Annotated in this window: 16 protein-coding genes; 6 read left to right on the forward strand and 10 right to left on the reverse strand. The window is 67.2% G+C overall.

Annotation, left to right across the window (positions count from 1 at the left end; translation table 11 throughout):
- Positions 1–85 precede the first annotated feature (85 nt).
- Complete coding sequence (locus ACFVVI_RS18470) at positions 86–2,458, forward strand: lysylphosphatidylglycerol synthase domain-containing protein (RefSeq protein WP_387446081.1); 2,373 nt, start codon at positions 86–88, stop codon at positions 2,456–2,458.
- Positions 2,459–2,734: 276 nt separating this feature from the next.
- Positions 2,735–3,508 carry a GntR family transcriptional regulator gene (locus tag ACFVVI_RS18475; RefSeq protein ID WP_358185311.1) on the forward strand — a complete coding sequence of 258 codons (774 nt, stop codon included), beginning with the start codon at positions 2,735–2,737 and terminating at the stop codon, positions 3,506–3,508.
- Between the two features lie 10 nt (positions 3,509–3,518).
- On the opposite strand, the gene ACFVVI_RS18480 is transcribed toward ACFVVI_RS18475, so the two are convergent.
- The 5 genes from ACFVVI_RS18480 to ACFVVI_RS18500 form a co-directional block, all read right to left on the reverse strand.
- A complete protein-coding gene (locus ACFVVI_RS18480; protein WP_387446082.1) occupies positions 3,519–4,955 on the reverse strand; it encodes a threonine/serine exporter ThrE family protein in 1,437 nt (478 codons plus the stop codon).
- Between the two features lie 261 nt (positions 4,956–5,216).
- The gene (locus ACFVVI_RS18485) at positions 5,217–6,341 is read right to left on the reverse strand and encodes an NAD(P)H-dependent flavin oxidoreductase (RefSeq protein WP_387446083.1); all 1,125 of its coding nucleotides are present in this window, start codon (positions 6,339–6,341) and stop codon (positions 5,217–5,219) included.
- A gap of 44 nt (positions 6,342–6,385) precedes the next feature.
- Positions 6,386–7,738 (reverse strand): wax ester/triacylglycerol synthase family O-acyltransferase, encoded by a 1,353-nt coding sequence (locus ACFVVI_RS18490; protein WP_387446084.1) that lies wholly within the window; start codon positions 7,736–7,738, stop codon positions 6,386–6,388.
- 286 nt (positions 7,739–8,024) lie between these two features.
- Positions 8,025–8,885 carry a hypothetical protein gene (locus ACFVVI_RS18495; RefSeq protein WP_387446085.1) on the reverse strand — a complete coding sequence of 287 codons (861 nt, stop codon included), beginning with the start codon at positions 8,883–8,885 and terminating at the stop codon, positions 8,025–8,027.
- 67 nt (positions 8,886–8,952) lie between these two features.
- Positions 8,953–9,402 (reverse strand): MarR family winged helix-turn-helix transcriptional regulator, encoded by a 450-nt coding sequence (locus ACFVVI_RS18500; RefSeq protein WP_387446086.1) that lies wholly within the window; start codon positions 9,400–9,402, stop codon positions 8,953–8,955.
- Between the two features lie 106 nt (positions 9,403–9,508).
- On the opposite strand from ACFVVI_RS18500, the gene ACFVVI_RS18505 reads away from it, so the two are divergent.
- Complete coding sequence (locus ACFVVI_RS18505; protein ID WP_387446087.1) at positions 9,509–10,687, forward strand: MFS transporter; 1,179 nt, start codon at positions 9,509–9,511, stop codon at positions 10,685–10,687.
- A gap of 63 nt (positions 10,688–10,750) precedes the next feature.
- Here ACFVVI_RS18505 and ACFVVI_RS18510 read toward each other — a convergent pair whose 3' ends face one another.
- A complete protein-coding gene (locus ACFVVI_RS18510) occupies positions 10,751–12,463 on the reverse strand; it encodes a cutinase family protein (RefSeq protein WP_378989277.1) in 1,713 nt (570 codons plus the stop codon).
- A gap of 88 nt (positions 12,464–12,551) precedes the next feature.
- Complete coding sequence (locus ACFVVI_RS18515; RefSeq protein WP_387446088.1) at positions 12,552–13,532, reverse strand: LysR family transcriptional regulator; 981 nt, start codon at positions 13,530–13,532, stop codon at positions 12,552–12,554.
- A 79-nt stretch (positions 13,533–13,611) separates the two neighbouring features.
- Between ACFVVI_RS18515 and ACFVVI_RS18520 the strand changes: the two genes are divergently transcribed.
- Together ACFVVI_RS18520 and ACFVVI_RS18525 are read left to right on the forward strand one after the other, a co-directional pair.
- On the forward strand, positions 13,612–14,526 hold the full coding sequence (locus ACFVVI_RS18520; RefSeq protein WP_387446089.1) for an NAD(P)H-binding protein: 915 nt from the start codon (positions 13,612–13,614) through the stop codon (positions 14,524–14,526).
- A 45-nt stretch (positions 14,527–14,571) separates the two neighbouring features.
- Positions 14,572–14,937 (forward strand): darcynin family protein, encoded by a 366-nt coding sequence (locus ACFVVI_RS18525; RefSeq protein WP_378989274.1) that lies wholly within the window; start codon positions 14,572–14,574, stop codon positions 14,935–14,937.
- An 83-nt stretch (positions 14,938–15,020) separates the two neighbouring features.
- Here ACFVVI_RS18525 and ACFVVI_RS18530 read toward each other — a convergent pair whose 3' ends face one another.
- Both ACFVVI_RS18530 and ACFVVI_RS18535 read right to left on the reverse strand, forming a co-directional pair.
- Positions 15,021–16,160 (reverse strand): cation:proton antiporter, encoded by a 1,140-nt coding sequence (locus ACFVVI_RS18530; RefSeq protein ID WP_387446090.1) that lies wholly within the window; start codon positions 16,158–16,160, stop codon positions 15,021–15,023.
- Positions 16,157–16,534: a hypothetical protein gene (locus ACFVVI_RS18535; protein WP_378989541.1), complete on the reverse strand. Its 378-nt coding sequence runs from the start codon at positions 16,532–16,534 to the stop codon at positions 16,157–16,159. The genes ACFVVI_RS18530 and ACFVVI_RS18535 overlap by 4 nt, the downstream gene beginning before the upstream one ends.
- Positions 16,535–16,819: 285 nt before the next feature.
- On the opposite strand from ACFVVI_RS18535, the gene ACFVVI_RS18540 reads away from it, so the two are divergent.
- A complete protein-coding gene (locus tag ACFVVI_RS18540; RefSeq protein WP_387446091.1) occupies positions 16,820–17,269 on the forward strand; it encodes an SgcJ/EcaC family oxidoreductase in 450 nt (149 codons plus the stop codon).
- 23 nt (positions 17,270–17,292) lie between these two features.
- On the opposite strand, the gene dnaB is transcribed toward ACFVVI_RS18540, so the two are convergent.
- Positions 17,293–19,887, reverse strand: a complete 2,595-nt coding sequence (gene dnaB / locus ACFVVI_RS18545) for a replicative DNA helicase (RefSeq protein ID WP_387446092.1) — start codon at positions 19,885–19,887, stop codon at positions 17,293–17,295.
- Positions 19,888–20,423: the final 536 nt, after the last annotated feature.

Below are 20,423 nucleotides of genomic sequence, written 5' to 3' on the forward strand. Positions count from 1 at the left end.
TCGGCTTCACGGCACGCGGGACGGCCGTGCCGATTGAGTGATGTCACGGCGGGTCTGCGGCGTGTCGGTGTGTATCGTGCGGCTCATGCGAGTCGACGGTCGGGAGATCCCGGTCACGGGGAAACTCCTGCAGCCGATGATCCGTCGTACCAGCGATATCGTCCGGGTGGTGCTGGCGGGAATCGGCGTAGCCGTGGTGATCGCGGGCTCGCTGATCACCCGGCCGGAATGGCTGGCGCTGGAACGCTCGGTCGCCAAGATCGTGGACTTCCTCAGCCAGGACCAGGCGACCATGGTCTACCTGATCTACGGAATGCTCATCCTGGCACTGCCGTTCGCCATCTTCATCGAACTCGTGTTGCGCAGGCAATGGAAGCTCCTGTTCGGGTACGGGGCGGCGGGCCTGCTCGCGGTGCTGGCGCTGTCGATCACCGGGGCGGGCATCTCCACGCCGAAATGGCACATGCCGGTCCCGGACCGCTTCGACACCTTCCTCTCCCAATTCCTCGACGATCCACGCTGGATCGCGATGCTCGCGGCGATGCTCACCGTGTCGAGCCCGTGGCTGCCGGTGCGGCCGCGACGCTGGATGTGGTTCCTGCTGTTGATGTTCGCGCCGATCCACCTGGTGGTCAGCTCGGTGGTGCCCGCGCGGGCGATGCTCGGCCTGGTGGTCGGCTGGCTGGTCGGCGCGGTGATCGTCTGGGTGGTCGGCACGCCCGCGCTCGAGGTGCCGCTCGACGGCGCGGTCCGGGTGCTCGCGGGGCGCGGCCACACTGTGAAAGCCTTCCGGGTCGATCGACCGGCCGGGCGCGGACCGCTGTTGCTCGCCACCGAGGTCGACGGGCCCGAAGACGAGATCATGGTCGAGCTGTACGGCAAGAACCAGCGCAGCTTCGGCGCGATCCGGCAGGTGTGGCGCTGGATCACGTTCCGCACCAGTGAGACCGCGCCGCTGCACGGATCGATGCACCGGGCGGTGGAACATCGCGCGCTGCTCGGCATCGCGATCGGTGACCTCGGGATGGCCGACAGCCATCAGGTGGCGGTGGCCGGTCTGAGTCGCGGCTGGATGCTGTACGCGCACACCATGCCTCGCGGTACCCAGATCGCGACGTTGTCCGCGCAGGTGCTGCCCGGGGTGTGGCGGTCGCTGCTGCGGCTGCACGAGAACCAGATCAGCCTCGGCGATCTGCAACCCGACTTCGTGCGAGTCAGCCAGGGCGACACCTTGTTCGGCGGATTTTCGGCCGCCGAATTCGGCGCGGCCGAGGCGCAACGGCAGACCGATATCGCCCAGCTGCTGGTGACCACCACCTCGCTCTACGGAAAACACGAGGCGGTCTCGGCGGCGATCGAGGTACTCGGCGAGGACAGGGTGGCCTACGCGGCCCGGCGCCTGACGAAATCGGCCATGTCGATCGGCATCCGGAAGTCGGTGCCGCAGTGGACCAAAGTGATGGCCACCGCCCGTGAGGAAGTGCGCAGGCAGACCGGCCACGACCGCATCCAGTCCGAACAGATCACGCGGTTCTCCCGCAACCAGATCATCCAGCTCGTCCTGCTGGTCGCGCTCGTCTATGTGGCGTATCCGTTCTTCAGCCAGGTGCCGACGTTCTTCAGTCAGCTGCGCACGCTCAACTGGTGGTGGGCGCTCGCGGGACTGGCCGTGTCGGGGCTGACCTATGTCGGCGCCGCCGCCGCGCTCGGCGCCTGCGCGGACGGGCTGGTCAAGATGCGCTATCTGCTCGTGGAGCAGCTGGCCAACACCTTCGTGGCGACGACCACCCCCGCCGGTGTCGGCGGGTTGGCGCTGAGTGTGCGGTTCCTGCAGAAGGCGGGCATGACGACCCTGCGCGCGACCGCCGCGGTGGCGATGCAGCAGTCGATGCAGGTGCTCACCCACCTGGTGCTGCTCGTGGTGTTCAGCGTGGTGGCGGGCACCTCGACCAACCTGGCCCACATCGTGCCCGACGCGACCGTGCTGTATCTGATCGCCGGCGTCGGCGTGGGGTTGATCGGCGCGTTCATGTTCGTGCCGACGCTGCGGCGCTGGGTCAATCACTCGGTGCGTCCGCAGGTCAAGGAAGTGCTGGGCGAACTCGCCGACCTCGCCAAGGATCCGATGCGATTCGTGGTCATCGTCGCCGGCTGCGGCGCGATCACGCTCGGCCAGGCGCTGGCCCTGTGGACCAGCGTCGAGGCTTTCGGCGGCGGCACGGACTTCGTGGCCGTCACCATCGTCACCATGATCGGTGGCACGCTGGCCTCGGCCGCGCCGACACCCGGTGGCGTCGGCGCGGTCGAGGCGGCCCTGATCGGTGGTCTCGCGGCGTTCGGCGTCCCGGCCGAGATCGCGGTCCCAGCCGTCCTGCTCTACCGCGTGCTGACCTGCTGGATCCCCGTAGGTTTGGGCTGGCCGGTCATGCGGTGGCTCGACAAGAAAGACATGATCTGAATTCTCGGAGGGCCGGCCCGAAGGCCCGGCTCGCGCGGTTCCGCCCAAAATGTTTAGCTGCCCCGTTGCCTGCGTATTCAGTCACGGTGTCGCACAGCGCTGTCTGATCCAGCTCAACGGCACGCCAGAAGGAAAGTTCGCTGATCGGAGGCAGGGCGGCGCATCGATAGCGATGTGATCGCTGAAAGTCTCGACTCGAGCGCACCAGCGCTCCAGGCATTCAGCGCCTAAACTGTCTGGGACGTAGCCGGATCATGACCGAGAGGTGTTGTTTCGATGGGATCCCGGACGGTGGTCGCCGACGTCGCCGATGAGTTGGCGCGCCGCGTAGCCACCGGCGAGTACCGGCCCGGCGAGCTGATGCCGTCGGTTCGCCAGGTCGCCGACGAGTTCGGGATGAACCGCGCTACCGCCCAGCTCATCCTCGGACGCCTCGAGTCCTACGGATTCGTCGAGGCCAGGCGAGGTAAGGGCTTCACCATCCGCGATGTCCGCGTCGAGGGCGGTATGGACGTCTACCGGCACCTGTTCCGGTTCTCGATCACCGCGCCCGCGGTCGCCGCCGAGATGTTCACCGACATCGTCGAGGTCGAACGCGGCATCGTGGGTGAGGCGCTGCTCGCCTATACGGCGGGGGAGAAGGTGCTCGATCCGGCCGAGCTCGCCGCCGCCGTCGACGAGCTGGAGGCGATGGCACGTCAGGCCGTGCCCGACCACGCGCGCATCATCGCCGCCGAGATCGCGCTGGTGCGCAAGCTACTCGGCGTGCTCGAGATGAGTATGCAACGCGCGGTACTGAATTCGATCGCCGATATGGTCGTCGAGGTGCCGGAGGCGGTCGCCGCCTATTTCGCCGTCGCGCCCGATCTGCACGTGCTCGTCTGGCGCGCGCTGCTCGCGGTGTGGGATGCCGAATCCGCGCCGAGCGAGGCGCAACTCGCGCTGTTCGGCGACCTGTTCGCGCTGTACCACGAGAAGGTGATCGCCCGCTTCGGGCAACTCGTCGGCGAGACTCCGGTCCACACCGTGCCGCTGAGCTCGGCCGTCTGAACCACCCCGGCTAGCTGTCTGAGTCGGATTTCTTCGTCGTCTCCGCGGTGTGCACCCACGGCAGATGGTGTGGCACCACCGTGTCGATGATGGTGCTCACGCGCGGTGTGTGCGCGGTGGCCAGACCGGAGCCGACCATCACGCCCAGCGCGATCGACATCACCGACAGCAGCGCCGAGACCAGCACCTCCAGCCCGCCGGTCGACACCCCCGACAGCGAATGCGTGACGAGGTCGGAGATCCCGGTGAGGCTGATCCCGCCGGGCACCAGCATCCAGAACGCGGGCAGGAACGCCACCTGGGTCGGTGGCGCGTGCTTGCGGCCCTGGATCAGATACGCGGCGTTCACGGCGACCAGCCCACCGAGGAACGTGCCGGTCAGCGGACCGGACACATGCTTGCCGAGGACCTGCGCCGCGTAGGTGATGTAGAGGACGAGCAGCAGCCAGCCCACCGTGTTCTGCGGTGCGCTCGACCGCCACGAATGCCCGTACCCGATCAGCAGCACCCCGACTATCGGTGCCCACCACCCCAATTGGGCACTGCTCACCGGCGGATCCGACAGCGGCCCGAGCACACTGACCCCCACGTAGGAACCCAGCGCGAGCAGGAACAGCATGTTGATGCCGTAGACGACCCGGCTGGCACCGGCCACCATCGACCCGGTCGCCAACTCGATCGTGCCGTTGGTGAGCATCGCACCGGGCAGCAGCGTCGCGACCGCCGGAATCAGCAGTTGCTGCGGCTGCCCACCGGCGAGCGCCCCGGGAAAGCCGTACGCGAGCACCGCGACCACCGCCGACGCGACCACCGGCAACGCCATCGACAGCAGCCGCACCCGATCGGCGAGCTGAGTCAGCACACCGACGACCAGCCCGAGCACCACATAGCCGACCAGCGCCCGTGCGCCCGGGTTGAGCATCATGCCGATACCGACGGTCAGCACGACCTGCCCGAGCAGGATCAGCCACGGTGGGCTGCCGGGTTTCTGGGTCAGGATCTTGTCGAGATCCCTCGATGCCCGGCTCGGCGGCGGCGCGTCCTGCTCGATCTGGTCGATCAGCCGGTAGAGGCCGTCGATCTGGTCCAGTGGCAGGGTGCCGACGCGGGCGTCGAGCATGTCGATGGCGGAGCTTTCGTCGGTGCGTACCCGGACGAAGACCGCGGTGGGCAGCACCATGAAATGGATATTGGCGGTGCCGTAGCGCCGCGACAGCTTGTCGAGGATGACCTGCACCCGTGCGGAGGTCTCGCCGGCGCCGACCAGCGCCACACCGATGCGACACAGCAGATTCAGCAGATCGGCGGGTACGGGCGGGTCGACGGGTGCGTGCTCGGTGGGTCGCGGCGCGGCCTTCGCGTATTGCTCGCGGACCTTGGCGATGGCGTGCGTAACCCGGGTTCTGGCCACGTTCCAGGTCTTGCTCGCGTATTCCTCCGAACCCATGTCACCGCCGTCCGCAACCGCTGGGCAATGCTGCGGGACGGTGTCTTAACACCGCCCCGCAGGGTAGATACGCCGAGTGTAGTGCCTCTTCCGCGCAATGAATGGACCCAGCAAACGGATGGAATCGGACCGCATCCCGAGATCTCGCGACTACATGGGTAACTCACCGGGAACGGGCTCACCGGCGAGGCTGGGAGCTCGCCGCGTCGCCGACTACCCCGCACTCGAGTCTGGCTGGAAGTTCCCGGCGAGGCGGACCAGCTAGGAGTCCCCGGCGAGGCGGACCAGCCGGTCGTAGGCGGTGACGTATTCCTCGACGAGGCGGTTGACCACGTCGGCGCTGCGTTCGACCTTGTTCATCATGCCGACCACCTGGCCGACCGGGTTGAAGTTCACGTCCTTGGCGGCTTCGGGGTAGCGGTGGCCGCGCTTGACGCCGTCGAGGGCCACCATCATCTGCAGCGGCATCGGCAGCGGGTCGGGGGTGTCGGTGGACTCCCAGGCGTCGGTCCAGTCGTTCTTCAGCATGCGGCACGGCTTGCCGGTCCACGAACGCGAGCGGATGGTGTCGTGGCTGGTCGCCTCGAGGTAGGTGTCCATCTGGGCGGGCGGCACGTTGGCCTCTTCGACGGTGAGCCACAGCGACCCGGTCCACGCGCCCGCCGCGCCCATCGCCAGCGCCGCCGCGACCTGCGCGCCGTTGCCGATGCCACCGGCGGCCAGCACCGGTACGTCGCCGATCGCGTCGATCACCTGCGGCCACAGCACCAGCGAGGACACCTCGCCGCAGTGCCCGCCGCCCTCGGTGCCCTGGCACACCACGAAGTCGAGGCCGGCCGCCTTGTGGTTCATCGCGTGCTTGACCGAACCGCACAGCGCGCCGATCACCCGGCCGGAGTCCTGGATGCGCTTGACCACGTCGTCGGGCGGGGTGCCCAGCGCGTTGGCGACGAGCTTGGCCTTGGGGTGGTTCAGGATGACGTCGACCTGCGGTCCCGCGGTGGTCGCGGTCCAGCCGAGCAGCTCGTTGTGGTGCTCACCGTCGGGCAGCGCGGGCACGTTGTGGTCGGTGAGGATCTGCTGGGCGAAGTCGCGATGGCCCTGCGGAACCATCTGCGCCAGCTGCTTTTCCAGCTGTTCGGGGGTGAGCCCGTCGACGCCCTTGCCCTCGTACTTCGACGGGATCACCAGGTCGACGCCGTAGATCCCGGTGACGTGTTCGTCGAGCCAGGCCAGCTCCACCTCGAGCTGTTCGGCGGTGAAGCCGACCGCGCCGAGCACCCCCAATCCGCCCGCGTTGCTCACCGCCGCCACGACGTCGCGGCAGTGGGTGAAGGCGAAGATGGGGAACTCGATGCCGAGCTGTTCGCAGAATTCGGTACGCATACCGAACTGTAACACGTTCTAGTTTGGTCGAGAACGGTTAATTTCTACAGCGCGGCATCCTCCAGCGCGGCCAGCGAATCCTCGAGGTGATCGAGCAGTCGATGCAGGTCGGGCAGCGTGCGACGGCAGCCGACCAGACCGAAATCGAGGTTGTCACCGCTGGAGGTGAGCGTGATGTTCACGGCCTGCCCGTCGAGCGGGATCGACAGCGGATAGGTGGCGTCCAGACGCGAACCGTTCCAGTACAGCGACTCGCGCGCTCCGGGCACATTCGAGATGACGATATTGAACGGCGGCGTCGCCACCGAGGCGAACCCGGGCAGCAGCATCGCCGCCATCGGACTCAACATCACCCCGGCCATCGCCAGCGTCTGCGCCGGGGTGAGCGAGTGGTACACCTCCTTGTTGCGACGCGTCGACTCGCTCACCACCCGCAGGCGTTCCAGCGGGTCCGCGATATCGGTGCCCAGATTGCACAGCAGCGCCGCGACTTTCACGCCCTGGCTGTCGACGTCGTCTTCCTCGCGCAACGACATCGGCACCATCGCGATCATCGGCTTGTCCGGCAAGGCGTCGCGCTCGAGCAGGTAGGCCCGCAGCGCGCCCGCCGACATCGCCAGCACCACATCGTTCACGGTGGCCCCGGTCGCCTTCTTCACCTGCTTGACCCGATCCATCGACCAGCTGCGCACCGCGCATTTGCGGGCACCGCCGATCGGCACGTTGAACAGCGTGCGCGGCGCCTCGAACGGCAGGGTGAGCTGCTGCTGCACCAGGCCGGTGCGGGTGGCCTTCATCAACGCCGTGGTCGACGAGCGTGCCGATGTGACGGTATCGATCAGGCTGCCGAGCCGGGATTTGCCGGGGCGCGGCGGGCCGAGCTTGCGCGGCAGGTTCCACGGCCGCCTGAGCTCGGTCGCGAACGGGTCGGTGGTCAGCGTGCGCCGCATGAGGCGCTGGGCCGACACGCCGTCGACCAGTGCGTGATGCATCTTCGAGTAGAGCGCGAAGCGCCCGTCGGCCAGGCCCTCCACGAAGTGCAGCTCCCACATCGGGCGGTGCCGGTCGAGCAGGGCGCTGTGCAAGGTCGACGCGTGGTCGAGCAGCTGGTCGATACGGCCCGGCCCGGGCAGGGCGCTGCGCTGCACGTGATAGTCCAGGTCGACGTCGTCGTCCTGGGTCCACGCCATCTGCGGTGCGCCCAGCCAGGTGGCGGGCCGCTTGCCGAACGTGGGCCGAACGGTCTTGTCGGCCAGCAGGGCCGCGCGGAACTCGCGCAGATAGTCGGGCCCGGCGTCCTCGGGCGGTTCGAATAATTGCAGTGAGCCGACGTGCATCGGGTGCTCACGAGATTCCGCGAGCAGGAACAGCGCATCCAACGGCGCGATGAGATCCATGAAAGATCGCCCCCTGACGAGAGTGGATCGGTGCAAAGTCTTCAGACGATCGACCACGCTGTCGGGTTCGGCACCCCTGCGTGCCGTATATCCAAGTTACCCGTCCGTCCGGGGTCACGTCAGCTGAACGCCCGGACCATCACGAACTCCATGGTGTTCACCGGATGTTCAGCTCGCGGAAGAGTACTGGATGCTCGAGCTGAGCGAACACGGCGCGCCGTGGATGAGTAGAGCTCGACGAAAACAGGCCGCGACATCACATGTCGCGGCCCGATTTCTTGTTCGGTCAGACTTTGACGGTCTGCGCTTCGCGCGGGTCGACGGCGTCGCGCGGATCGTCTTCCTGCGGTGTCTCATTCGTGAGCTGCGCCTCGATGAGCTGCGGTGCCTCGGTGGGCTGTTGCGGCTCTGGCTCGGTCGACTGCTCGGGCTCGGGCTCGGTGGGATTTTCGGCGGTGACTTCCTCGAATGCGACTTCTTCCGAACGGGTTTCGGCGACCACCGGCTGCGGCGCCGGAACCGGGTCCGCCCCGCCACCTTTCGAGGCGATCTCGATACCGAGCTCGATGCGCGTCGTCTCGACCAGCGCACGCTCCTGTTCGGCGGCATGGCGCATCGCCTTCTGCCACAGCGACGCCATCTGCTCCAGCTCCTCGACGGTCGCCTCCACGTCGATGTGCAGTTTCAGCCGCTGCATCGTGATGTGCTGGGCGGCGGTGAGGGTGCGCAGCAGGTCTTCGCACTTGTTGGGAATCCGGCGATGCGCCACCACCCGAAGACGAGTCAGCGTGCCGCCCGGGCGATCCCAGATCACTTTGTGGATCTGCGCGCTGACGCTGTCGATCTCGTCGGTGGTGACCAGATCCCATTCACCGCAGGTGGTCAGGTCGGCGCGCACCGAGGCCGACATCTCCAGGATCGAGGCGACCGCGGCGAGCACCGCCTCGCGGCGCCACGCCTCGTGATCGCGCTGGTCACCCACCATGTTCGACAGTTCGACATTGCGCTGCGCGGCGTCGAGTGCCTGCCTGCCGCGCTCGTCGGCGGCCGCGATTCCTTCCCGGTGGGTTCGGTTGTTGGCGATGACGCCGACCAGAACTGCGCCGGCGACGGGGAGCGAGCCGAGGAGTGGGAGCCACTGAGTCACCCAGCGATCATTGCACCGGTGCTCGCAACAGTCACCATGATCGGCGCGTTGGTATCGATGTCGCGTGTCAGCTCGGCGCCGGAACCCGGTGCAGAAAACCGACCAGGGGGGCGAGTTCCGGGATCTGCTCCGCGTCGGCGAGTGCCTTCTCGAGTGCTCGATCGTGGGTAGGTTTCGCCTTTTCGTAGGCGGCCCTGCCGGTTTCGGTGAGTTCGGTGTAGATGCCGCGGCGGTCGTCGGCGCACAGTACGCGCACCAGGAAGCCGCGGTCTTCCAGCCGGTTGACCAGTCGGGTGGTCGCGCTCGCCGACAGTGCGGCCGCGCGGGCCAGCTGGGAGATCCGCATGTGCCAGCCGTCCTGCCGGGCCAGTGCGTCGAGCACGGTGAACTCGACGATCGACAGCTCGTGTTCGCGCACCAGCTCGCGTTCGAGCGCGGTCTCGATGTGCCCGTGCAGCGCGGCCAGGGTGCGCCAGCCGGTCGCCCGTACCTCGACGGCGTCATCAGCAATACCCATGCGACGAGTATAGCTGGCGGTTGCAATATAGCGCGTGTGCAACTATCGTCGGTCAGCGTTAGTTGCATACGCGGGTAATCGGCCCCTGATGGAAAGAAGCGTTCACATGCCACTCGGTCTCATCGCTCTCGCGCTCGGGGGCTTCGGCATCGGACTCACCGAATTCGTCATCGCGGGGCTGCTCTCCCCGGTAGCGACCGACCTCGGCGTCTCGGTGCCCACCGCCGGCTACCTCATCTCCGGATACGCGCTGGCCGTCGTCATCGGCGCGCTCGCGCTGACCCCACTGGTCAACCGGTGGCAGCCCAAGCGGGCATTGCAGCTGCTCATGGTCCTGTTCACCGTCGGCAACGCGGCCTCGGCGCTGGCTCCCGGCTACGCCGCGCTGCTCGGCGGGAGGGTGCTCGCGGCCCTCGCCCACGGTGCGTTCTTCGGCATCGGGGCCGTGCTGGCCTCCTCGCTCGTCGCGCCCGAGAAGAAGGCCGGCGCCATCTCGATCATGTTCGGCGGGCTCACCGTCGCCAATGTTCTCGGCGTTCCGCTGGGGACGTTCATCGGCCAGCAGTGGGGCTGGCGGGCCACGTTCGTGGTGATCACCGTGGTCGGGCTGGTCGCGCTGGCCGGCATCACCGCGCTCGTCCCCGACGCGCCCGCCACCCGCGAACGCCCGGACCTGCGGGCCGAGTTGTCGGTCTTCCGCAACACCCAGGTCTGGTACTCGCTGGTCATGACCGTGCTCGTGTTCGGCGGGATGTTCGGTGCCTTCATGTACATCGAACCGCTGCTCACCCGCGTCACCGGCTTCTCCGAAGCGATGGTGCCCTGGCTGCTGGTGCTGTTCGGGGTCGGCCTGTTCTTCGGCAATCTGCTCGGCGGCCGCTGGGCCGACCGCGCACTCACCCGCACTCTGCTCGCGCTCACGCTGGCCCTCGCGCTCTCGCTGGCGGCATTCGCACTGCTCGCCGACTACCGGATCGCGGCACTGCTGTTGCTCCCCGCCATGGGATTCTTCGGCTTCGGCGCCACCCCCGGTCTCCAGATGCGGGTGCTCGACAATGCCGGTGCCGCACCGACTCTCGCCTCGTCGGCCAATATCGCGGCCTTCAACGTGGGCAACTTCCTCGGCGTGTGGCTGTCCGGGCTGGCGATCAGCGCCGGGTTCGGCTGGGTGTCGCCGCTGTGGGTCGGAATGGGATTCGCGGTCACCGGGCTGCTGGTGTTGATCGCCGCGACTCGCGGTGAACGCGCCGTTCGGCCTTCGGTCCCCGAACCCGTCTCGGTCTAGACAGACGAAAATCCCCGGTGCGCAGCGGATAACGCTGCCCACCGGGGATTTCGTGGTTCGTGACTAGTTGGCCGACGGGGTGGTCGTCGGGGCAACGGTGGTGGTCGGCTCGACCGTCGTGGTGGGAGCCACCGTCGTGGTCGGGGCGACCGTCGTGGTGGGGGCCACGGTGGTCGTCGGGGCCGGAGCGGCCGCCTGGTTGGTCGCCGGTTCCGGTGTGGTCGTCGACGGTGTGGTCGTCGACGGGGCCACCGTCGTGGACGGTGCCGTGGTGCTGGTGCCCGTCTTGGACGTGGTGCTCGGCTTGGGGCTGGTCGTCGTCGACTTCGCAGAGGTCTTGGACGTGCTGGTCGGCGCGGTGGTGGTCGTCGCTGGCTTCGTCGGAGCCGCCAGTGCGGCGGTCACCGAGGCATCGTCCGGCGCGGCCTTCGTGTCGATGGTCTCGCCCGCCTGCGCCTGCTTGGCCAGGTGCGTCAGCCAGGCTGCCGCGTACTCCGCCGAGGTCAGCGGCTTGCCGTTCGCGGCGTCGGAATCACGCCAGTAGTCGAAGTGGTGACCGGTGCCGTTCGGGCCGAGAGTCAGCTGGTACGGATCGTTCATCACCACCGGGATCGTGTTCTGGTTCGTCACGATCAGCCCCACGATCTCGTTGAAGATCTTCTGCGGCAGGTAGGCCAGCGGCGAGAGCTGCTCACCAGCGATCACGTCGGCCTTCGCGGGCGTGGTGGTCTGTCCCGGCTTGTAGTCCGGGTCCGACACCTTCAGCAGCACGTCGAGGAAGGTTTCGTCGCTGGCCATCCAGTTCGGGTTCGAGCCGATGTCGGAGAACGCGGCCATCGCGATCCGGCCCAGCGTGAACGCCATGTCCTGGCCCATCGCCGGGGTGATCGCGGTGATGCCGTTGCGTTCCAGGTCGGCGCGCTGCAGTTCGTCGATATTGATCTGACGACCCACATTGGCGGCCAGCTGCAGCAGGGAGATGTTGTCCGGTGCTGCGCAGGTGAGGTCGCCCTCGGAGCAGAAGGAGGCGATCTTGCCGTTGAGCGCGCCGAAATCAGCGCCCGTGGTGACGCCCTGACCCGAGATCGGGGTCTTGCCGTCCTGGTACTTCTGGTCGAAGTTGTCGGGGCGCGCGAACGGGTCGTCCGCACCGAGGAAGGTGCCGTCGCCTGCCTTGCGGCCCGGATCGGCGAACATCACCACACCGAGCACGTCGTCCGGGTTCACGGTCGCGTACCCGTCGGCGGGGTCGTCGTTGCCGATGCCCTCGGCCACCCGACGCACCACATCGGCGCCCTCGCTGTAGCCCACGATCGAGAATTTGGTGTCCGGGCAGGCCGCCGAGATCTCGCGCATCACCTGCTGGGTGTTCTCCACACCCCGGTTGACCGCGTCCTCATAGCTCGCCAGATCGGCCGGGTAGGCGATGTACACCGCCGCGTAGTCGCCCTCGGCCACGTCGTCACGCGGGGCGTTCACCACCGGATCCACCCACACACTGCTGTGGTCGCCCGACAGCGCGGCGGGCAGCGGATTCCCGTTGGCATCGAGCAGCATCGCCGTCGTGCCCTCGACCGGGGTGTCGTTGCGTCCGGCCACCGAGATGGTCACCATCTCGCGGCACTCCGTCACCGACGTCGTCAGCTCGTAGCTGGGTGATTTCGGCTGCGACGTCACCGCGAAGGACGCGGCGACAATCGCCGCGACACCCAACGCCGCAGGCGCGGCAACAGCTGAAGCAATGCGATGTTTCGCGAGAAACTCACGCAGATTCATATGTGATCCCGTTCGAATGACCTACAGGTGGGCAGGCCCCCCGACGGGCCGCATGTCACGAACAATGTCGCGCCCACCAGCAAGATCGTTACTGACGCAAACGGGAAGCCCTGCCCCCATTTCCTGGGTCATGCGCGATCGCTCTCACCGAGAAGGTCCGGCGGATGGCGTCGCGGAGCCACTGGTGGGCGCCGTCGGCGGTGTGACGGGGGTGCCAGGCCATGCCGATCGTGAGGGGCGGTAGGGCCAGGGGGATGTCGAGCAGACGCAGGCCGAGGGCGGTCGCGTCGTCGGTGAGGGGCGACGGTTCGGCGCCGGGGAGCGCGGCGGGGACCAGGCAGACGATGTCGGAGCGGGCGGCGAGGGTCATGGCGGCCAGGTGGCTGGGCAGGACGACGCTGACCCGCCGCCGGAGGTGCTGCTCGGCCAGCGCCGCGTCGAGCGGGCCGGTGAATCGGCCACGGCGGCTGACCGCGACGTGCTGGGCGGCAGCGAGCCGGGCCGGGGTCAAGGGTTCTTCGGTCAGGTGGTGGCCCGGTCGGACGGCCGCCACCATGCGCAGCGTCACCAATTCCTCAACCTGGGTTTCGGGATCGACGTGATCGATGGACCCGACCTCCAGATCGATCCGGCCGTCGCGCAGCGCGGATCCCGCCTCCCACTCTTCGGCCAGCAGCCGGAACGAGACCCCCGGCGCCTCCTGTGCGGCCAGCGCCAGCAGCCGGGGCGCCAGCGCCGCGCCGACCAGGTCGGCGGTTTGGAGGGTGAAGGTGCTGCTCAGACCGGCGGGATCGACGCCGGAACCGGGACTGAGCAGTGCTCCGAGACTCCGCACCACCGCGGCGGCTTCTTCGCGCAGGGCCTCGGCACGCGGGGTGGGGACCATGGTCTGTCCGGCCCGGACCAGGAGGGGATCTTGGAGGAGGCGGCGCAACCGGGCGAGGGTGCGGCTCATCGCCGCGGGCGAGGTGTGCAGGCGGGCGGCGGCGCGGGTGACGCTGTTCTCGGCCAGCAAGGCGTCCAGCGCGAGGGCGAGATTGGCGTCGACGACCGGATCAGAGCTGTTCACCAGCATCATTCCATTTCAGTCAATAATTCAGTGCTGAAATTCCTATTGTGGCAATACGTGGTTCTCCGCAGGATGACGGGTGTCCCGATTCACCACTACCTGCGAGGCGAACATGATCGTCATCACTGCTCCCACGGGGAACATCGGCCGTCCCCTACTCGCCCAGCTCCTGGATTCGGAGGAGGAATTGCGGGTGATCGTGCGTGATCCCGCGCGCCTGCCCGACACCCCACGCGGACGCGTCGAGGTGATCACCGGCTCGCACGCGGACGCCCACGTCCTCGATCGAGCCTTCGACGGCGCGGACGCCGTGTTCTGGCTCGTCCCCCCTGATTCCTCCCGACCCCCGCACGACGGCTGGAGCGGTTTCACCAGCCCCGCCGCACGGGCGCTCGCAGCCCATGGTGTCGGCTGGGTCGTCGCGGTGTCGGCACTGGGCCGCGGCACCCCGCTCGCCGACCACGCCGGCTTGGTCACCGCGTCCCTGGCCATGGACGACCTCATCGCCGGGAGCGGCGTCGCCTACCGGGCATTGGCCAATCCGTCCTTCTTCGAGAACCTCCTGGAGGACATCGACTCGATCCGCGACGAGGGCGTGTTCGTCGATGTCGTCGACGCCGACCGCAAGGCCCCGATGGTCGCGGTCGCCGACATCGCGGCCGTCGCCGCCGAGTTGCTGCTCGACCGCTCATGGACCGGTACCGACAGCGTCCCCGTCCTCGGCCCGCAGGACCTCTCACCCAACGACCTGGCCCGCATCATGACCGAACAGCTCGACCGCCCCGTCCGTTACGAACGTCAGTCCCTCGACGAACTACACACCACTCTCGTGGGCTACGGCCTCGACGCGGCGTTCGCCCAGGGAGTCGTCGACATGAAGCGAGCCAAGGACCAGGGCCTCGACGCCGGTGTCGCCCGCACTCCGGAAACGGCGTCTCCCACCAGCTTCGAGCAGTGGTGCGCCACCACCCTGAAGCCCGCTGTCCTTTCCTGAACCCACCCTCCGACCCGTACCACCAAAACCTTTGGAGACATTTTCATGCCCGCTGCGCACACCGAACCCCCGGTCACGGCATTCATGCTCGTCAAGACCACACCCGAATGGCTCGCCCTGACCGTCCCGGAACGTGTGGACGCCTTCACCACCCAGGTCCTGCCCGCCATCGAAGCCAAGACCACCGGTGTGCGGTCACGCTTCTACGACACCGAGTTCTACTCCGTCCGCGTCACCGATGTCTGGGTATGGGAAGCGGAAAGTCACCTCGCCTACCAACTGCTCATCGACGCCCTGCGCGAAACCCCTTTCTGGGACCGCTATTTCGAGGTCGTCGACCTCCTCGTGGGCACCGAGAACGGCTACGCGCGCACCTACGGTCTCGATACCGTCGCCACTATCAGCACCTGAAACCGATTGTCCGACTCAGTGTTCGGGTGCGCAGTGCCGTCGATGCGGTGCCGCGCCACCCGTCCGGGGTGCTCTGGCGCGGCTCATGGGCTGCTCGCCGGCGCTTTCGCCGCGAGTCGTCCGGCCGCTACCGTCGCCGCCGCGATGGTGCACAGCGCCGCCAGCATGATCGCCGAGCCCTCACCCGGCACGAGCACCCCCAGCTGACTGCCGACGGTCACCGCCGCGACCGGCACCCCGATCTGTGCCGCGGCGAGTGTGCCGTAGGCGACCGGCTGGCCGAGCAGTCGCGCCGCACAGTGCACGCCGACAGCCCCGAGGCCGAGTACCGAGCCGAGCAGGATGAACCGCGGGTGTTCCCCGAACTCGCGCAGATCGAGCCGGGCGCCGAGCCAGACGAAGAACAGCGGAGCGAGCAGCCCATCGCTGATCGCGAACACCTGCTTGGCCACCCGACGTGGTTCGCCGACACCGGCCACCGCCAACCCCGCCGCGAACCCGCCGAGCATGATCGACACGTGCATCGCGCTGGCCACCCCGCACAGCGCGAACACCAGAACCAGACTCACCCGCAGTTCCAGCGTGAATTTCCGGTCCTCGGACACCTCGTGCACCTGACGCTGCGCACCCGATGTCTGGAGATAGCGCAGCACGAAGAACATCACGGTCGCGCAGAGCGCCACAACCACCGCGCCGATCGCGGCTCTGCCGGCGTTCGCCGGATCGATCACCAGCGGCAGCGCGACGATGCAGGCGGTGTCGGCGATGGCCACCTGCGCGGTGAGCGCGAGCACCGGCGGCCCACTCAACCGCATCGAGTCGATGATGGGCAACGCCATCGCCGCGGACGACGACGCCATCAGCACCGCGTAGACCGCCGCGTGCCCGACGTCGAACGCCTGCGCCACCGCCCAGCCCGCCACCGCCGCGACCACGCCGACCAGCACGGCACGCGCCACGCCGATACCGAGCGCGGTCCGGACCCGCGGATCACGCACCGGCACATGGGTACCCGCGGCGAACATCACCAGCGCGAAGCCCATGTCGGCGAGGAAGACGAAGATCGGATCGGTGGGGTCGAGGATGCGTAGACCGGTGGTGCCGAAGATGATTCCCGCGACGAGTTCGCCGAGCAGCACCGGCAGATACAGCTGTCTCGGCAGGGCGAGCAGTGGCCCGATCAACCCGAGCGCCACCACCAGCGCCAGGGTTGCGAACGTCATGGCATCGCGGCGATCTTGGCGGGGATCTCGACGTTCTCGTCGGCCCAGTACAGCGCGCACACACGGTGATAACCGTCGGCGATCAGCATCGGCACATTCGCGCGGCAGTCACCCCGCACCAGCAGGATCGGCGAGAGCTTCTTGCCCTCGTTCACCTTGAGCAGGTCTCTGCGCACATGCGGATTGTCCGGCGTGAGGGCTTCGAGCTGGGACGCCCGCAGAATGTCCTTCGCCTTCTTGACCACCACCGGCGCGGCCCTGAGCTCGGCCACGATCGCGTCGACCGTCGCCTTGTCGCCCAGCAGATCGAGATAGTCGGCGGCAGCGGGATAGTCATGATCTTCCGGAGCGGACTTCCACTCCACCTGCAGAATCTGGTCAGCCATCGACCCATCATCCGCCGCACCCGACCGATTCCCCGGGAGGTCGCCGGATGTCGCCGATCGGTTTCGCGATCGGTATCGGCGTCAGCGAACTCGGGCGGGAAGGTCGGCTTCCGCGTTCACCAGAGGTCGACCCAGTGCGGGCGCAGCGACAGATCGAATCCCGCGGCGCGTCCGCGTACCAGCATCGGCAGCGTGGCGCCTTCCGGGAATCGGTGCCGAATCGTTCGCGACTCCCTTGACCTGAACCACTGTTGAGGGTCGAGAGTTTCTCTCATGAGCACGAACATGATTCAGCCCCCGGTCGTCGAAGACGACACCGTGGACCACACCGCCGACATCGCCGAGATTCGCCGGATCATCACCGACACGCAGACCGCCTACAACACCAACGACGCGGAACTCATGACCGCACAGTTCACCGCGAACGCGGTGGTCGGCAATGCCGTCGGCATGCTGATCAGCGGACACGACGCGCTGCTCGACGCGAACCGGCGCGGGCTGGCCGGATTCCTGAAGGACGAATACGTCCGATACGACGTCGTCGACGTGACCTTTCTGCGCCCGGATGTGGCCATCGCCCACAAGACCGCACGCGCCACCACCGCCGACGGCACCCTGATCGACACCGAACCGGCAATGGTCGCGCTGTATGTACTGGTCGAGCAGAACGGGCAGTGGTGGACCGCCGCCCGGCAGAACACCCTGGTCCCGTCAGCGGGGTGATTCCACCGTGGCGCGGCGGCTGGTCAGCCGCGGGCCATATCGACGAAACGGCTGAGGTGCAGCTGGTGGGCGACGGTGATCGTGGCGGTCGGACCATTACGGTGTTTGCCGACGATGAGGTCGGCCTCGCCGCCTCGGGGGTCGTCGCGTTCGATGGCATCCGGCCGGTGGAGCAGGATGACCATGTCCGCATCCTGCTCGAGCGATCCAGATTCACGCAGATCGGACACCATTGGCCGCTTGTCGGTTCGCTGTTCCGGACCACGGTTCAGCTGCGAGATCGCGATCACCGGAACCTCGAGTTCCTTGGCGAGCAGCTTGAGATGTCGCGAGAATTCCGAGACTTCCTGCTGACGTGATTCGACCTTCTTGCCCGAGCTCATCAGCTGCAGGTAGTCCACCACAACGAGTTTCAGGTCATGACGCTGCTTGAGCCGCCGCGCCTTCGCCCGAATCTCCATCATGGTCAGGTTCGGCGAATCGTCGACGAACAGCGGCGCCTCACTGATCTCACTCATCCGCCGAGCCAACTTGGTCCAGTCGTCGTCGCTCATCCGCCCGGACCGCATATCACCGAGCTTGATCTTCGCCTCGGCGGAAAGCAGACGCATCACGATCTCGGTCCGGCTCATTTCGAGCGAGAAAATGACGCTGGCCATGCCGTGCTTGATCGAGCAACTCCGCATGAAATCCATACCGAGCGTGGAATTGTGCGTCGGCACCATCGAGCGACCGGCCAGGTAGAGATGATCGGCATTGTCGACTTCGACGCAGCGCACGGGCACTGACTCGACGCGCCGCACATCGACAATGTAGCGGGAGTTCGATCGAGCCGTGCTCACCGCGGCGCGACGTTCCTTGTGCAGCAGCGCCTTCCGGTACAGACCGAACACCTCGTCATCCGTAGCGAACGTCAGTGTGTAGCACGTCGACGACTGCTCCGAACGGCCGCGCACCCGCTTTGTCGACACACCACAGCGATAGCCGAGGCTGACGACCAGTTCCTGAACATCGCGGAACAGTCGTTCGCTGGTGACCGCGAACTGCGCAGACCCGCCGTGGGTGACGGTCCCGTCGGTGTCGAGCAGACCTGCCAGGAGTGCCCGACGCTGAGATTCGGACGAGCGCAGGTAGGCAGTAGGAACGTGCTTGTCACCGAGTACCCCGAGCGTGCGGAGCCGGGCCTGTACGCTGCCGACCGAATTCCGGCACGACTGGCACAGACGCAAACCGATCGATGGGCCGCCGCACTGCGAGCAGGTCGGCGCGGGAACGGGTTCGGAGACGAATCGTGCCTTACCGCCGCAGGAACGGCCGCAGGTACGGACCTCACTGGTGAACGGAGTGAATTCGGTGCCGCACACCACGCAGGGTCGGGCCGCGACGGGTTCATCAGCGGGGAGCGTGAGCTGGAATCGCCATTGCGCCGATCGTGAAGGAACCGCCACGATGCCTTCGGCCTCGATACGCGCGATGATTTCCGGGTCGACACTGGTGATCTGAGCTGCCGCGGAGGTGCCGGCGCCCAACCAGGCGCCCAGTGTGTAGGGCGGGACGAGAAGCTCGCGCTCAGGTAGTTGCAGTGGCTCCGCGTTGGTGACGGAGTGGTTGATCCTCTTGTCCGCGGTATCGCAACGCACGGTGTCGGCAATCTGTGCTGTGGTGCGGACTTCGGCGAACACCTGCGCTGAACGGCGTGACGCGCGCGTCTCGGTCAACCACTGGTGTTGCTCGTCTGCGACGAGCACTGTCCCATCGGAGAACTCGACCTCGTAGCACGGCCGGTCGACCATGACCTCGGTCGCTGCGACGACGCGCGTCGGACGGCCCTGTGCATCGAGCAGCTCCTCACCGACACGAACCTCACCCATGGTGGTCCAACCACCAGGCGTCGGCAGCGGAGTGTCCAGCGCCAGCGCCTTACCCACACCGGGTCGGGCCGCCACGATGATCATCTGCCCGGGATGCAGCCCGTTGGTGAGTTCGTCGAGTTCGGTGAAGCCGGTGGGGACGCCGAGGGAGATGCCGCCACGGGAGGCGATGGAGTCGATTTCGTCCATGGTGGGCTGGAGGAGTTCTTCCAGCGGGGTGAAGTCCTCGGTGGTGCGGCGTTCGGTGACTTCGTAGATTTCGGCCTGGGCGCGGTCGACCACCTCGGCGACGTCCTGGCCGTCGGCGCCGGCGTAGCCGAACTGGACGATGCGGGTGCCCGCTTCGACGAGGCGGCGCAGGATGGCCTTTTCGGCCACGATCTCGGCGTAGAAGCCGGCGTTGGCCGCGGTGGGGACGGTCTGGGTGAGGGTGACCAGGTAGGGCGGGCCACCGATGCGCTTGAGTTCGCCGCGGCGGTCGAGGCCTGCCGAGACGGTGACGGGGTCGGCGGGTTCGCCGCGGCCGTAGAGGTCGAGGATGGTGTCGTAGATCGCCTGGTGCGCGGGGCGGTAGAAGTCGCCGGGGCGCAGCACCTCCACCACATCGGCGATGGCGTCCTTGCTCAGCAGCATGCCGCCGAGGACGGACTGCTCAGCGGCCATATCGTGCGGAGGCTGACGACCGAAGTCCTCGCCGGGGGGTTCAGGCGTGAACTCGGTTTGCGCGCGGTCACCGGTGGTTGTCACCAGGGGAGTCCTCTCTGCCCGCAGAACCGGGGTTTCACATCGATGTTCTCGTTGTACTCCCGGACACCGACACGGATGTCAGCAATCGGTTGCCTGCGTGAATCCCGGGGCCGCGCGCAGGGCAATGCGACGAACCTAGGCGACGTTTTCGGGACTCGCCAACCCGACATGTGCACACAACTGTGGATAACTTGGGGGTAGTTCACCCGTTGTTGTGCAGCGCCTGTGGAAAACATGGGGAAAACCCAGGTCAGTACGGTAAAACGCCCTGCTAGACCCCGGTTTGCCCAACTTCGTCCCTGTGGATGAAAGAAGTTCCGGCGTGTCGGTCGAGGTGAACAGCCGGGCGTGTTGGGTTAACAGCGATGGTGCAGGCTATGACTGGAGTCACAAATCTGCCGGTCGGTTTCCACAGTCATCCACAGGGTGAATAACCGGAGGTCGAGCGATACCCGACCGTGAGCCGCACAACACCACCCATACCGGTCGCGTTATCGGCTACCTACCAGTTATCGCAAAATCGCCCTGAAAAAGGC

Source organism: Nocardia sp. NPDC058114 (assembly GCF_042884695.1).
In the GTDB taxonomy this organism is placed as follows: domain Bacteria; phylum Actinomycetota; class Actinomycetes; order Mycobacteriales; family Mycobacteriaceae; genus Nocardia.

Bases quoted from the DNA above. Each gene is read 5' to 3' on its own strand.
- ACFVVI_RS18540 (WP_387446091.1), top strand. From the start codon at position 16,820: ATGAGCACGAACATGATTCAGCCCCCGGTCGTCGAAGACGACACCGTG.
- ACFVVI_RS18525 (WP_378989274.1), top strand. From the start codon at position 14,572: ATGCCCGCTGCGCACACCGAACCCCCGGTCACGGCATTCATGCTCGTC.
- ACFVVI_RS18490 (WP_387446084.1), bottom strand. From the start codon at position 7,738: ATGGATCTCATCGCGCCGTTGGATGCGCTGTTCCTGCTCGCGGAATCT.
- ACFVVI_RS18510 (WP_378989277.1), bottom strand. From the start codon at position 12,463: ATGAATCTGCGTGAGTTTCTCGCGAAACATCGCATTGCTTCAGCTGTT.
- ACFVVI_RS18470 (WP_387446081.1), top strand. From the start codon at position 86: ATGCGAGTCGACGGTCGGGAGATCCCGGTCACGGGGAAACTCCTGCAG.
- ACFVVI_RS18500 (WP_387446086.1), bottom strand. From the start codon at position 9,402: ATGGGTATTGCTGATGACGCCGTCGAGGTACGGGCGACCGGCTGGCGC.
- ACFVVI_RS18530 (WP_387446090.1), bottom strand. From the start codon at position 16,160: ATGACGTTCGCAACCCTGGCGCTGGTGGTGGCGCTCGGGTTGATCGGG.
- ACFVVI_RS18480 (WP_387446082.1), bottom strand. From the start codon at position 4,955: ATGGGTTCGGAGGAATACGCGAGCAAGACCTGGAACGTGGCCAGAACC.
- ACFVVI_RS18475 (WP_358185311.1), top strand. From the start codon at position 2,735: ATGGGATCCCGGACGGTGGTCGCCGACGTCGCCGATGAGTTGGCGCGC.
- ACFVVI_RS18485 (WP_387446083.1), bottom strand. From the start codon at position 6,341: ATGCGTACCGAATTCTGCGAACAGCTCGGCATCGAGTTCCCCATCTTC.
- ACFVVI_RS18505 (WP_387446087.1), top strand. From the start codon at position 9,509: ATGCCACTCGGTCTCATCGCTCTCGCGCTCGGGGGCTTCGGCATCGGA.